Genomic DNA, 13,387 nt, shown 5'->3' on the forward strand with positions numbered 1-13,387 from the left:
TAGGAGAATCCAAATGAACTATATCAAAGCGATCAACGCCTTCTACGATCACCAGGAATTTAACCCTCTAACTTCTGCCGCCATCAACCTTTGGCATAGCCTCATGCATGTGAATAACAAATCCCGTTGGAAAAAAGAATTCACGGCTTCGATGACCGTCCTTTGTCTGAAATCCAACTTGAGTGAGAGCAGCATTCGGAAAGCACGCAAGGAACTCGTGGAGAAAGGGTATGTGACGTTCACTTCGAGACCAGGCAACCAGGCTCCCATCTATCGGATCCTCCCTTTATATGAAGAAATGGACAACGAGACCAACAGTGTGGAGGAGACCAGTGGCGGCAAGTCGAACGGCAGCGATACCGGCAAGTCGAACACATTAAGTAAACAAAACGAAACTAAAGAAAAAGAAGAAGTAGTAGAAACGCCAGCTGAGAATCCCCACCATTTTTACGAAAACAACATCGGGACGTTGTCGCCGTTCATCGCAGAAAAAATCACTCAGTGGTGTGAAGAGATGTCTGATGAACTCGTCATCCAATCGATGAAGCTTGCGATTGAGAGCAACAAGCGTTTCTTCAGCTATTGTGAAGGCATTCTGAAACAGTGGCAGCAAGCGGGCGTCCGTACTCTGAGAGGAGCGGAACGAGCCCAGAAGAATCAAAAGAAAAAGAGGACCACTTCAAAGCATGAGAAAAATAAATCCGTGTTCGATAAGTTGAGAGAGGAGGTACAGATATGAAGAGAGAAGAAGCCATCGAGGTGCTCGAGACGATCAGTGAACTGTATCCGCAAAAGTTCGATATCACCGAGCGTGTCGCGAATATGTTGATTCCGAAGCTTTTAGAAATGGATTATCAAGGGGTGATGGCCAAGCTTTCCGATTTCGCCGTAAGTAGTCCGTTCCCGCCGACCATCGGAGAAATCGCTGTCTATGAACCCGAGGGAAATCCTCACTTGGAGCAGATGAAAGTGTGGGAGGCGGAAGCAGCGGAAGTATCTGATGAGATCCGCCAGCGGTTCATGGATAAGCTCCGAACACTCGCAGAGGAGAAGTCCCATGAGTCATAATCTACAGACTGAACAAGCCGTGTTAGGTATTTTTCTCGTGGACGGGGAGAAAATCAAGCAGACCACGCTCGCTCCTGAGCATTTCTCCCGACACGACCATCGACGCATTTTCTTAGCAATGCAGCAGGTGGACAACCAAGAAACACCAGTGGATATGGTAACCGTAACAACGAGTCTCGGAGAAGAGATCGCCCAGGTGGGGGGAGTGAGCTACTTGCTCGGGCTGGCCGAATCCGTCCCGACAACCGAGAACTATCACTTCTATGAAAAACTCCTCGTTGAATCCTACATGAACCAGCAAATGAGACAGTCGGCGATCAAATACATCGAGTATCCGAGTGCTGATGCGCTGCTTGGCTTGAAACAGCAGCTGCACCTGATGGATCAGGACCAGGAATCGAATGAACAGACGGTGAAAGAGCAGCTCAATGACATCGCCATGGAGATGATCTCCTCACCCAAACAGACGGGTTTATCCACCGGATTCGAAGACTATGACAAAATGACCGGAGGCGCGCAGCGTGGCGATTTGATCATCGTTGCTGCCCGACCATCGATGGGGAAGACCGCCTTCGCCTTGAATATCGCCATGAACCATTGCAAAAACGGAGGAGCCGTAGACCTGTTCAGTCTGGAAATGGGATCCAAGCAGCTGCTGCAGCGGATGATTTCTTCCGAAGCACGCATCGACGGGCAAAAGTGGCGCTCCATGTGTTTCTCCGCTGAAGACTACAAACGTTCCTTCCATGCCATCGGGGAAATCGCCGAGTGGAACCTGTCCATTCACGAGCGCCAACAAACCGTTCAGGACATCACCTCAAAAATCAGAGCCTCCGTAGCTTCCGCCCCCGACCATGATCACCTCATCATCATCGATTACTTGCAGTTGATGAACGCCAAAGGCCGCTATGAACGCCGCGACCTTGAAGTCGGCGCCATCACCCGCGAATTGAAACTCCTCGCCCGTGAACTCAACATCCCGATCATCCTCCTTTCCCAACTCTCCCGAAGCGTCGAACAGCGACAAGACAAACGCCCGATGATGTCTGACTTGAGGGAATCCGGTAACATCGAACAGGACGCTGACGTCATCAGCTTCTTGTACCGCGATGATTACTATTCGCAGGAAGGCAGTGATGTGGTGGAGGTGATTTTGAGGAAGCAGAGAAATGGTCCAGTGGGTACGGTGATGTTAGGGTTTCAAAAGGAGTTCGGGCGGTTCGCCTGATTTGTATTCGGTGAGTCATAAAATAAAATGACTACCATTGTTCAGATGACCGTAAGCATTATCTTCTAGAGAAAATTCCATTTGTTACAAGCTCCGTTCAATCCATTACAGTTCTATACATATCAAGAAAACTCCATTTATTCCGGCTCCTTCCTGTATTATACTGGAAGGAGATTCGAAATAGGGGAGGCCGTATCATGGAATTGAACAACAACACACGATTACTCAAACTGAGAGATATCCTTTTCGAAGAGACGGATGAACACCATGAACTGAGTATCCAGGAAATCTGTGAAAAACTGAAGCTCTACTTCGGACCAGAAGCGAAATTCGATGCCCGTACGCTCAAGCGTGATATGGACGTGCTCGAAGAAGCGGGAATTGAAATCATCCGGAATACCGGACGTTTCGGTAAAGTGTATTACAGCTATCAGGACCGCGTCTTCGAGACTTATCAGCTGAGGCTCATCAATGACGCCATCCTATCAGCGAAGTTCATCACCGAAAAAGAGAAGAAGGATTTGATTGAACGGAACAAGCAGCTGACGAGCAGACATATCGCGAAGACGCTCCCGGACCCGCTGCTCTACTCCCAGTCCGCGAATGACGATTATGAACTCGTCAAATTGAGCATCGACAATGTCCACAGGGCGATCTCAGAACAGAAGGTGCTCCGTTACCAGTACGGAAAATACAATATGGACAAAGAGTTCGAATACCACCGGAACGGCGATACATATCATGTCGAACCCTACGCGCTCATCTGGCAGAACGATTTCTATTATCTGATCGGAAGGTTCCGCGGAAACGGGGAGATGCGCCACTACCGCTTGGACCGTATGCGGAACATCGAAATATCGGAAGAACGTTTCAAACGGAAGCAGGATTTCCTTGTCAAAGAATACGTCGACCAAAGCTTCCACATGTTCGCAGGGGAGAATGCGTGGATCAAAATTGAATTCGATGCAAGCCTCCTGAACGTCGTCCTCGACCGTTTCGGAAAGGACGCCTCCATAAAAGCGATCAGTGACGACCGGTTCCTTCTATCTACGAAGGCGAAAATGAGCATCGGCCTCATGGGTTGGATCCTCACCTGGGGCCACAAAGCGAAAGTCGTCTCACCAGAATCCCTCGTCGCACAAGTGAAAGAAGAAGTGCAAAAGATGTCCAAGCAGTATGAATAGAGAACATGTGTTGGGAGTGCAAATTTTTGATCACCCCATCCGTTATCCTTGAGTTAACACAAATCAAGGAGGAACAAACACATGGCAAAACAGAAGAAAAGCTTTATCAAAAAATGGTGGTTCTGGGGAGTCGTGATTCTCGTCGTTTTCGCGGGAGCTCAAGGCGGAGGAGAAGAACAGGACCAGGCAGAAGCAGAACCGGAAGAGACGCCAGTCGAGGAAGTGGAAGCGGCTAGCGCAGAAACCGAAGAAATCTCAACAGAAGAAAGTGAAGCACCTGCTGAAGAGGAAGCCGAAGAATCGACCGTGGAAGAGAAGGAAGAAGAAGCACCTCCAGAAGAGGATACCGTAAAAGTCTCTACAGGCATGCACGAAGTCGGAACGGACATCGAACCAGGCCTCTATAAATCAGAAGGGTCCGTGTACTACTGGGAGCGGCTTGCAGGATTCAGCGGTGAATTCGACGACATCATCGCGAATGGCAACCCACAAGGCCAGCAATACGTCGAAGTGAAAGAATCCGACACCGCCTTCAGTACTCAGGGTACAGGCAGCTGGACGTTGATTGATGACAGCTATGCACCTGAAACACAAACCAGCTTCGGTGATGGTACGTACCTGGTTGGAAAAGACATCAAACCGGGGACGTACAAGAGTGAAAGTGGAGGAGGCTACTGGGCTCGATTGAGCGGGTTCAGTGGAGAGCTTGATACCATCATCGCGAATGATAACCCTGGTGGTTCTTCGATTGTAGAGATACAAGAATCTGATCGTGGTTTCCAAACGTGGGGGAATGGTGAGTGGACGAAGGTTGAATAAATAAAGGGACATTCGTTATATTTTGAGTAGTTAATATGTGAAGAGAATCCAGTCAAGAAAAACCTTGACTGGATTTTTATTGCTCGAAAAATTTTGATAATATTTGATCTACTAAGACTGACCTATTTATTTTCTTAAGATCCGATAGATCATTCAATCTTTCGATATTTTTATCATTTAACGTAAAGGAAATACGGCTTTTATGTTCATTATTATTCTGTTGTTCTTTGTACTCCTTAATAATTTCTTTTAGTATTTCAATTTCCTTAGAACTGAATAAACTTAAGAAATTACCATCATTTAATTCAAAAGGTGTACTTTGCAGCTGGGTTTGACTAACATTTTCACTTTCCATATTCTCTGTTTTAGGAGGTGTGGTAGCTGTCTTACTTTCCTCACTCGCACTCTTAGGAGTGGTTTGAGCAACGTATTCATATAAATTATGCTGTTTTAATTTCTCAATCCATTTTTTTTGATTGATCTGTTTACTGGATGAAAAATGTTCGATACTCAAACCTGAATCAACGTAGTCCCTTATTAATTTCTGTAACAATACATATTCACTTGTTTTAGTCCACTTATCAACTAAGTGGTCATATCGATAATTGTGTTTTTTAAGGGTAAATCGGATATGGGTAGGCTGAATCTTATATTCCTTTGCTAAATCCTTCATGCTAAGCCCATTATTAATTTGTTCCACGTATTTAACAGCGAGCTCCTTTTCTTTTATCCATTTTCGTTTATTCTGAATCGGTACGTAATTCTCACTCTTTAAAAATGTTTCGACTTTGTCTATAAACTCAATTCTTTTTTTATTGTTCTTGAAAAAATTTCCTGATATATCATATAAAGTTAACCCTCCAAGTAAGAGACTTAATATTTCTTGCAGGATTTTTTCATCATTTTTTATAGTCCATTGTTCGATTATAGTGTTAAATTGATACCCTCTATTAAACAAGTAGGTCTCAATATCTTTCTTAGGTTGATTGAACTTTCTTTCCATCTCATCCAATTGTATATATGGATTCTCTTCTAAAAGATGTGGTAAACGTTCTAAACTGTCATTTGATTCTTCTTTTTTATGTAAAATTCCATCTCCATTAGTGTAGTTATTAGTCTCATTTTGAGATTGATTCGTTTTATTGTTCAAATACTTTTCAATTTGATTAACTAAATCATCCATATTATTCACCTCTATATTAATTAACCTGAAGGATATTGGGATCCTTCAGGTAATCGTTCATATTATTACAAAACGAGTGTCTTCTAAACTGTTTTTATTATTAATATTCATGTTTAATATTCTTATGCCTTTTTCTATATATTTAAGAAAATAGTTTTGAATTTCTAGATCGTCCAAAGTCTTTTTCTCTTTTTCAATGATTAGATGTTTAAACATAAGATATTCAGTGTCTTTGATTAATCCATCAGGTATCGTCCATTTAGGAGTAGACGTAGAATCAAACTCAAATGCGTCTTTTGCAGAAATTCCTTTGGCCAGGGCAATTTTTATAACTGTGGCTCGCTCCAAGTCCAATGAATCTATTGTATTCTCTAATAGTTGCTTTCCTTCATAAGATAAGTTCATTTTTTTATTGGCCATTAGTTCACCTCCACAAGTTCAAAATAGCCTTCTCTGATTAGTGTGTATTTATGTTCCTCATTGTAATCTAACAAGTATTGTTTAGCAGAGTGACTCTTCATCATATCAACATAATCCTTAGTGATTTCAGTATCTGTTGATAAAATAATAACTTGATCAGATAATTCTTTGTAATAATTTTCAATGAGTCTGTTTCTATGAATGCTATCTAGTCGACCAAGTGGAGTGTCAATAACCATAGGTAAATCAAGATCTGATGCCTTAATAAGTGCCCATATTAAAGCGGATGAAATCATTTGCATTTCTCCTGCAGAACGGTCTAATATACTTACTTCTTGCCCGCGTTCGTTATACAAACGAATAGAATAATTTTCGATGTCAAATATTACTTCTCCGAATTCATCCGTTTTTCTAATTAGTTTTTTAAGCATTTTTTCAAATTCTTCTCTAATCATTTCAGCTTTTAACTTAGTTGCTTTTAATAGAAATTCGTCTGAAAATTCCTTGGTGCGTTTAACGTAATCAAGTTTAGTGTTCAAGTCTTCAGAAGAAACGTCATTTGCTGAGAGTCTAGTTAATTTATTTCTTGTGTTGGTTAATTTTTCCTTCAAGGGAGTTAGTTTTTTGAATGCTGTTCTAACTTTAGAATTTAAAACACCTTTTTGTTCTTGAAGCTGGGCTAATAATTTTGTTTCCTCATCAATTTCAACAGACTCAGGAGCAGATTGAATTTCGGACTCTAATTGTTCATACTTGTTTTCTAGGTCTGATATTGCTGTTTTCATCTTTACTAATTGATCCGCCTTTAATATAGGTATATTGATCAATGTATTTTCCTCTTTAGTAGACAAATCATGTAATTCTCTGGATTTATGGCTGACACTTTCCTCTTCGTTAAGCCATATTTTCTCTCCAATTGATTTAATTTGTGTTAATTGTTGATTTGTTAACGGTGGATTGATTTCCTTACTTAATAGTTGATTTATAAATTCGTTATAAGGCTCAAGAGAATTCTCTCGTAATATTTTTTTGTTTCGTTCATCTTTTTCTAACTTAATTGCCTTTTTTAGTTCACTGATCTGATCAGATAGAATGATACTAAGGATATTTTCTTTATATTTTTTTTCAAATTCTTCTTGTTCAAGCTGTAATCTAGTTTGGATTTCAGACTGTTTTCTTACTAACTTTTCCCTGGATCTAGAATTTCTGGATATTTTATCGTTCCGCTTTTCCGTGGTTTCAGTAATTCTATTTTCTATTTCTTGTATTTCTTTTCTTGTTTTTTGTATGAAATTTTCATATTTATCTATTTCTTTTTCTGTTTTATCTAATTCATTTTTGTACTGATCTAAAGTGGTTTTATTAGTGGCTGATGATAGCTTTTTATATAACTGAGATTCTAGGGATTCCAGGTCATTTAAGAGTAGCTTATAGCTGTCCAAACCTGTAATTTTATGAATAGCCTCTTTCATCTCAGAGCTGTTTTGTTTAGTTATTAAATCTTTAATTTCTTCACCATCGAAGATGAAGAAAGGAGCAGCATTATAGGGGATAATGCGATCTATAAAACGATTGAATGAGGCTAGGTCTGTTACGTTCATCTTTTTTCTTGTAGTCGACCCCGGTTTTTTCACCTCAATGCTACGATCTTCAGCTACTAACTGCTTCTGTTTATCAAAGAGCCAGTTCACCTTTAATTTCCATTCTTCACCTGTATCCATTTCAAGTGTTAAGGATATAAAGCATTCTCTACCACCCTCATCAAAATAAGTGTTATTTATTGTGTTTGCCATTAAGCGATCATATTCAACCTTAGTGATACCTCTTTGTCCAAAAAGAATATAGCGAATAGCTTTAAGTATAGTGGTTTTTCCAGCACCATTTAATCCTCCTAAGAGGATAACATTGCGATTGTGCTTTTTATCTTCCTCGGTAATTGATAAATCTATTTCTTGTAACCCGTAATATGTTTTGTAATTTTCAAAAACAATTTGTTTTAATCTCATGGTTAGACACCCTCAGTTTCTTTGCTGATATAAAAATGTATTAAACTTTCTATATTTGCTACTCTTTTGCTTTCTTTTATATCCTGATAAGAGTTATTTTTTGATTCATTTATTAATTTGTGAATCATTTCCTTGTCTAAATTATATTTTTGAGCTAGTTGATGAATAAGGATTTTTTCAGTGTAGTGCATGGTACAGCTCCTCATAACTATATTAGGTTCACTAAATCTATTTTACTAACATTAGGAGAACTCTGACAAGCCATCCTACAGAATGTTTAGCCAAATGTAGCCATTTTCTGATAAAATAGTAGTATAAATAGGGGTGAATCTGATGGGTTTTATGTTGCCTACATATATAAATTTAAGAGAGTACCAGAGGAATGCAATACAAAGTTGGTATAACAACAGCCAACAGGGTTTGTTAGAAATGGCTACAGGTACTGGTAAGACAATAACGGCACTAGCAATAGCTGCAGATCTATTTGAAATAACTAAAAGGACGAATATTATAATTGTTACACCTTTTAACCAGTTATCTACTCAATGGATAAAGGAATGTAGAAACTTTGGTTTAAGACCTGTTAAAGCTTTTGGGGATTCAAAAAAGTGGACCCCTCATTTAGACGATAATTTGAGAGCCTTTAAGAAAGAATTAACCGATATTACAGTAACTGTTACAACTAATGCTACTTTTTCACTAAAACCAATGCAGGAGCGTTTGAAACGAATGAGTGAAGAGACGCTGATTATAGTTGACGAAGCTCATTATTTTGGTGCGAAAAATTTAAATTCGAAATTGCCCAGCCACTTCAAATATAGGCTGGCTCTAACTGCTACACCTACAAGGTGGATGGATGAAGAAGGAACGGACCGATTAATGTCTTATTTTGGAAACAAAGTAGTGTATTCGTTTTCATTAAAAGAAGCTATAAAGGAAGGCTACTTAACGGAGTATTATTACTATCCTAGGCTAGTACACCTGAATGATGTAGAAACTGAAGACTATATTGAATTGACAAACAAAATTAAAAAGCTATATCACCAATCTAAAACAAATAGTGACGCAAAGGAGTCGATGGAACGACTTGCTTTAAAACGTGCACGAATCATATATTCTGCACATAATAAAGTAGAGGAATTGACAGCCCTTTTAAAAGAAAGTGGAAGTAGTTCACATTCATTGTTTTACTGTGGAGATGGCCAATATCAAGAGCAACGGCAAGTTGATGCTATAACCGAATTGCTTAATGCAGAATTTAAAATGAATGCAAAGAGATTTACCTCCAAAGAGTCTAATATGGAAAGAGACGAATTATTGAGTTCTTTTGAAAGTGGGGAAACAGACGCTTTGGTTGCAATTAAATGTTTAGATGAAGGAATTGATGTACCAGCTACAAAGACAGCCTATCTAATTGCTAGTTCTGGAAACCCTAAAGAATTCATACAGCGTAGAGGGAGAGTTTTAAGGAAACACCCGGATAAAAAATATGCTGTTATTCATGATTTTATAGTCGTTCCTCCAAATTTAGAGGAAATCTCAACTGCTCAAGATGAATATTATAATATGGTAAGAAATCAACTAAAGAAAGAATTTCACCGTTTCAAAGAGTTTTCAAATCTGGCAATAAATGGACCTGAGGCAGAAGAGGTAATATGGGAATTAAAGAAAGAATTTAATCTGTTGGATGTATAAAAGGGGTGTTTAAAATGAATGAAAAAGATTTGTATCGGATCCTTGATGAACTAAGTGAAGATGAACAACAAATATTTATGAAAATTGTTAAAGCTGAAAAAGAACTGCTTCATAGAAAGTCATTACAGGGGACTTCTATTAAGAAAGATATATATAACTTCGTTAAGCAGGGGGTGAGGTCGTGATTATAAAGAAGCTCAGTTTATGCAATTTTAGACAATATTATGGTAAACAGGTTTTGGAATTTTCTTCAACTGATGATAAAAATGTTACAGTAATTCATGGTGAAAATGGATCCGGGAAGACCGCACTGCTAAATTCATTTAACTGGGTCTTGTATAACAAGACTGATCTTCCTGATCCAGATAAACTATTTAACAACTATGCTTTTGAATCAACTCCTGATGCCGGAAAGCTTGAAATGTATGTAGAAATAGAGTTTGAGTCAAAAGGGTTTGATTACATATTAAAGAGAAGTTTAAGTGGGATAAAGTATGGAAATAAATTAACAAAAATAGAAAATAATGTTTTACTGAAATTCTTTAATGGGGAAATGTGGAAAGGTTTATCCAATCCAACGGAAGAGATTAATCAAGTACTTCCTGAAGATTTGAGGAATTACTTTTTCTTTGATGGGGAACGCATAGATCATCTTTCACGTCATGAAGATAATGATGAAATTAGAGATGCGATTAAGATTGTTATGGATCTCGAAATCATTGAGAGAGGAATAAAACATACCGAGGATGCTCGTAGGGAGTTTCAGAAAGAATGGGCAGATATTGCTGATGAACAAACAAAGCGCCTATTAGAGGAACAAGACTCACTTAAGGAAAAGCAGAATGAAAAACAAGAACGCCTTAACCAAATGAAACAAAACATTATTAAAAGAAAAGAACAAATAAAAGATGTAGATGAGCAATTGTCTTTGGTTAAAGGAGTTAGCGAAAAGCAACAGGAAAGAAAGCACTTAGAAACAGAATTGGAAAAGCTAAAAGCCACACATACAGAGTTATTAAACAAAATTAGAAAAGCTGTTAGTAAACAGTCATATTTAGCTGCTGCACACTTATTAAAGTCAAAGGTTGATCAACACTTATCAGATATGGATATTCAGGAAAGCACTACCTATCCTGATTTATCAAAAAAATTAATCAACTCGATTATTCAAGACGGTGTATGTATATGTGGAGAAAATATAACTCATGAGCACAAGTCACATTTAGAAGAACTGGCAGCAAAGATAGGGCCTCAAAATCGTTCTCTCTTACTAAATACTCTGAAAAGAGATATGGGGATCGTCATTGATACGAAAGAAAGATTTCTAAATGACCTCCATAGTCTTGAAAAGAGTGAATATAAAACAAAAGAAATCATCCGTGATACAGAGGATAAATTAGTAGAAATTAGTACAGATTTAAGCAATAGAGAATATGAAGATGTTCAATCACTAGAAAAAAACCGTAGGGAATACCAATCTAATATTGATGAGTATTTGAAGCAACAAGGGGTCTTAGAGGATCATATCAAAGATTTAGAATCCGAAATTGCATCGCTAACCAAAAAGATTGGAGAACAGGAGCAAATACAAAACAAGGCTCAGTTAGCAAAAAAAAGAATGCAAACATGTGAAAAATTAACTTCTGTTATGAATAGAATATATAACTTAAAAGAAGAAGAAGTGAAAAAGGATTTACAAGAAAAACTTGAGGAAGTTTATAATAACTTCTTGAGAAAAGGGTTTAAAATTAACCTTACTGAAGATTTTAAGATTAATGTTCAAAGTTACACGGGTGATAAAGTACCTTTATCACAAGGAGAGCGTCAAATTACCAGCTTGTCCTTTATTGGAGCAATTGTAGATATAGCACGGAAACATCATAAGAAATCAACCGAGTTAATAAGTGAGGGTGGAATTTACCCTCTAGTTATGGATTCACCTTTCGGAGCTTTAGACTCGGATCATAGAGAACGTGTGGCAAGAGGAATTCATTCTTTATCTGAACAAATAGTTATTATTGTATCTACTTCACAATGGAAGGGTGAAGTGGAGGGGGCTTTAAATCCTTATATTGGGCATCAATACACTTTAAATTATCATGATCCACAACAACATCATGATACACCATACGAATACACTGAAATTCAGAGGTGGTAAAATATGATGAACACTAGAGTCAGAAGGCCGAAAGACCAAGAATATATTTATCAAGAATTAACAGATAAGAAAGAGTTTGGAGTTTTTGAAAGTTATAAAGATTTATTTATGTTATCCATGGTAGTTGGATTTTTGGAAGGCAAACGTTCACCATTTACAGAAAGCTTAGAATTAATCCATTGGCAGGTTTTCAACCTAACAACTGATGAGCCTGTGATAAATATGGTAGCTTATTTGGAAACTAATAACCTTGAGTTTATTTATGATTACTCTGAAGAGAAGTTCAAAGAAAAAATTAAGATTGCAGAAGAATATGCAGCTAGCGGGGCTAACAAGGTCTATAATGTATTTATGAGTGATCAAAAAAATGCATTGCAAAAAATTATGGACTATGTCCAAGAATTTGCTGATATAGAGGATTATGATACATGGAAGAAAAAGAGTTTAGTTAATGATTTATTATAGCTACAGAATAAAAAAGCAAGGGCAATAGGCCCTTGCTTTTTACAATTCATAAAATATATCGATATCATCTAGATTTGTATATGGCGAAAAAGAAAAACGAATAGATTCGCGCACTTCTGAAAGCTCTAAACCTGTAGCTTGCAATACATGTGAAGGTTTTGCACTACTACATGCAGACCCAGTTGAAGCTGCAATAATTGGTGATAATTTTTTTAGTAATACTTCGTTATTTAATCCAATAAAACGGACGTTAATAACGCCGGGCAATTTATTTTGATGATCTGAATTAAAGCTAATTTGTTGTCCGAATTTATTCTTTAAAATCGCAATTAGCTTTTCTTCTAATTTATATAACTGCTCTATATTATCGTCTAAGTTAACTCGTGCAATTCTAGCTGCTTCTCCAAATCCCACTATATTGTGTACGGAATAAGTTCCGCTTCTTATACCCTTTTCTTGACCCCCACCATGGAAGAGGGGAGTGAGTGGAATTAAGTTTCCATACTGATCTTTCCTAATTATTAGTGCTCCAACTCCCTTAGGCCCGTGCATTTTATGAGCTGAAACTGAGAGAAAGCTAACTCCTGGTATTTCCTCCCAATCTATAGGGGTTTTACCTAGAACTTGAGTTGCATCTGTATGAAAAAGCACGCCTTGTTCTTTGCATATTTCAGAGAGTTCTTTAACATCATTCAACGAGCCTAGTTCATTATTTCCCCACATAATAGATACGAGTAACGTATCTTTATTAATTGCTTTTTCTAGGTCCCTCGGATTAACTCTTCCGTAGCGGTCCACATCTAAATAAGTTATATTAAACCCTTTACTCTCCAAAAACTCACAGACATCAATAACTGCACTATGCTCTGATTTGGAGGTAATAATATGACGTTTGTTTGCTGCACTATAATAGTCAGCAACTCCTTTCAAAGCCATGTTATTACTTTCGGTTGCACCGCTAGTAAAGATAATTTCTTCTTCACTTGAATTGATTAACTTACTTATTTCCGATCTTGCATTACTAATAGCTGATTTTGCATTGTTTGCTAGTTCATAGTATTTACCAGATGGGTTGCCGAATTCATTGGTTAGGTACACCATCATTTTATCTTTTACTTCGGGAAGTATAGGAGTTGTTGCACTATGATCTAAATAGAGCAT

General features: G+C 38.0%; 14 protein-coding genes. 9 read left to right on the forward strand and 5 right to left on the reverse strand.

Features of this window, described 5'->3' with window-relative positions; genetic code table 11:
• The first annotated feature begins 13 nt into the window (after positions 1–13).
• The 5 genes from HFA01_RS03250 to HFA01_RS03270 all read left to right on the forward strand — a co-directional run bounded on the left by HFA01_RS03250 (position 14) and on the right by HFA01_RS03270 (position 4,299).
• Positions 14–739, forward strand: a complete 726-nt coding sequence (locus tag HFA01_RS03250; protein ID WP_146813133.1) for a DnaD domain protein — start codon at positions 14–16, stop codon at positions 737–739.
• The gene (locus tag HFA01_RS03255) at positions 736–1,068 is read left to right on the forward strand and encodes a replicative helicase loader/inhibitor (RefSeq protein ID WP_146813134.1); all 333 of its coding nucleotides are present in this window, start codon (positions 736–738) and stop codon (positions 1,066–1,068) included. The genes HFA01_RS03250 and HFA01_RS03255 overlap by 4 nt, the downstream gene beginning before the upstream one ends.
• Positions 1,058–2,296, forward strand: coding sequence for a replicative DNA helicase (gene dnaB, locus HFA01_RS03260; protein WP_146813135.1), 1,239 nt, complete (start codon positions 1,058–1,060; stop codon positions 2,294–2,296). Before HFA01_RS03255 ends, dnaB begins: the two co-directional genes overlap by 11 nt.
• 197 nt (positions 2,297–2,493) lie before the next feature.
• The gene (locus tag HFA01_RS03265) at positions 2,494–3,480 is read left to right on the forward strand and encodes a helix-turn-helix transcriptional regulator (RefSeq protein ID WP_146813136.1); all 987 of its coding nucleotides are present in this window, start codon (positions 2,494–2,496) and stop codon (positions 3,478–3,480) included.
• Positions 3,481–3,561: 81 nt separating this feature from the next.
• On the forward strand, positions 3,562–4,299 hold the full coding sequence (locus HFA01_RS03270) for an Rv1352/Rv1906c domain-containing protein (RefSeq protein WP_146813137.1): 738 nt from the start codon (positions 3,562–3,564) through the stop codon (positions 4,297–4,299).
• Positions 4,300–4,375: 76 nt separating this feature from the next.
• Here HFA01_RS03270 and HFA01_RS03275 read toward each other — a convergent pair whose 3' ends face one another.
• Genes HFA01_RS03275 through HFA01_RS03290 form a run of 4 tightly spaced genes read right to left on the reverse strand, consistent with a single transcriptional unit; the run spans position 4,376 to position 8,099 of the window.
• Positions 4,376–5,482 carry a hypothetical protein gene (locus tag HFA01_RS03275; RefSeq protein WP_146813138.1) on the reverse strand — a complete coding sequence of 369 codons (1,107 nt, stop codon included), beginning with the start codon at positions 5,480–5,482 and terminating at the stop codon, positions 4,376–4,378.
• Between the two features lie 57 nt (positions 5,483–5,539).
• Positions 5,540–5,902: a hypothetical protein gene (locus HFA01_RS03280; protein ID WP_146813139.1), complete on the reverse strand. Its 363-nt coding sequence runs from the start codon at positions 5,900–5,902 to the stop codon at positions 5,540–5,542.
• Complete coding sequence (gene dndD / locus HFA01_RS03285) at positions 5,902–7,908, reverse strand: DNA sulfur modification protein DndD (protein WP_146813140.1); 2,007 nt, start codon at positions 7,906–7,908, stop codon at positions 5,902–5,904. The genes HFA01_RS03280 and dndD overlap by 1 nt, the downstream gene beginning before the upstream one ends.
• A 2-nt stretch (positions 7,909–7,910) precedes the next feature.
• Positions 7,911–8,099, reverse strand: a complete 189-nt coding sequence (locus tag HFA01_RS03290; RefSeq protein ID WP_146813141.1) for a hypothetical protein — start codon at positions 8,097–8,099, stop codon at positions 7,911–7,913.
• Positions 8,100–8,241: 142 nt separating this feature from the next.
• Between HFA01_RS03290 and HFA01_RS03295 the strand changes: the two genes are divergently transcribed.
• The 4 genes from HFA01_RS03295 to HFA01_RS03305 are packed head-to-tail and all read left to right on the forward strand — an operon-like array spanning position 8,242 to position 12,226.
• Positions 8,242–9,603 carry a DEAD/DEAH box helicase family protein gene (locus HFA01_RS03295; RefSeq protein ID WP_146813142.1) on the forward strand — a complete coding sequence of 454 codons (1,362 nt, stop codon included), beginning with the start codon at positions 8,242–8,244 and terminating at the stop codon, positions 9,601–9,603.
• Positions 9,604–9,617: 14 nt separating this feature from the next.
• Entirely contained in the window at positions 9,618–9,788 is a 171-nt protein-coding gene (locus HFA01_RS18795; protein WP_160839918.1) for a hypothetical protein, read from the forward strand.
• On the forward strand, positions 9,785–11,761 hold the full coding sequence (locus HFA01_RS03300; protein WP_146813143.1) for an AAA family ATPase: 1,977 nt from the start codon (positions 9,785–9,787) through the stop codon (positions 11,759–11,761). The genes HFA01_RS18795 and HFA01_RS03300 overlap by 4 nt, the downstream gene beginning before the upstream one ends.
• A gap of 3 nt (positions 11,762–11,764) precedes the next feature.
• Entirely contained in the window at positions 11,765–12,226 is a 462-nt protein-coding gene (locus HFA01_RS03305; protein ID WP_146813144.1) for a DNA phosphorothioation-associated 4-like protein, read from the forward strand.
• Between the two features lie 39 nt (positions 12,227–12,265).
• Here the strand turns inward: HFA01_RS03305 and HFA01_RS03310 are convergent, their stop codons facing one another.
• Entirely contained in the window at positions 12,266–13,387 is a 1,122-nt protein-coding gene (locus HFA01_RS03310; RefSeq protein ID WP_146813145.1) for a cysteine desulfurase family protein, read from the reverse strand.

The sequence above is a fragment of the Halobacillus faecis genome (assembly GCF_007991335.1).
Classification (GTDB): domain Bacteria; phylum Bacillota; class Bacilli; order Bacillales; family Halobacillaceae; genus Halobacillus; species Halobacillus faecis.

Bases quoted from the DNA above. Each gene is read 5' to 3' on its own strand.
- HFA01_RS03290 (WP_146813141.1), bottom strand. From the start codon at position 8,099: ATGCACTACACTGAAAAAATCCTTATTCATCAACTAGCTCAAAAATAT.
- HFA01_RS18795 (WP_160839918.1), top strand. From the start codon at position 9,618: ATGAATGAAAAAGATTTGTATCGGATCCTTGATGAACTAAGTGAAGAT.
- HFA01_RS03305 (WP_146813144.1), top strand. From the start codon at position 11,765: ATGATGAACACTAGAGTCAGAAGGCCGAAAGACCAAGAATATATTTAT.
- HFA01_RS03275 (WP_146813138.1), bottom strand. From the start codon at position 5,482: ATGGATGATTTAGTTAATCAAATTGAAAAGTATTTGAACAATAAAACG.
- HFA01_RS03270 (WP_146813137.1), top strand. From the start codon at position 3,562: ATGGCAAAACAGAAGAAAAGCTTTATCAAAAAATGGTGGTTCTGGGGA.
- HFA01_RS03250 (WP_146813133.1), top strand. From the start codon at position 14: ATGAACTATATCAAAGCGATCAACGCCTTCTACGATCACCAGGAATTT.
- HFA01_RS03310 (WP_146813145.1), bottom strand. From the start codon at position 13,387: ATGCTCTATTTAGATCATAGTGCAACAACTCCTATACTTCCCGAAGTA.
- HFA01_RS03280 (WP_146813139.1), bottom strand. From the start codon at position 5,902: ATGGCCAATAAAAAAATGAACTTATCTTATGAAGGAAAGCAACTATTA.
- dnaB (WP_146813135.1), top strand. From the start codon at position 1,058: ATGAGTCATAATCTACAGACTGAACAAGCCGTGTTAGGTATTTTTCTC.
- HFA01_RS03255 (WP_146813134.1), top strand. From the start codon at position 736: ATGAAGAGAGAAGAAGCCATCGAGGTGCTCGAGACGATCAGTGAACTG.
- HFA01_RS03265 (WP_146813136.1), top strand. From the start codon at position 2,494: ATGGAATTGAACAACAACACACGATTACTCAAACTGAGAGATATCCTT.
- dndD (WP_146813140.1), bottom strand. From the start codon at position 7,908: ATGAGATTAAAACAAATTGTTTTTGAAAATTACAAAACATATTACGGG.
- HFA01_RS03295 (WP_146813142.1), top strand. From the start codon at position 8,242: ATGGGTTTTATGTTGCCTACATATATAAATTTAAGAGAGTACCAGAGG.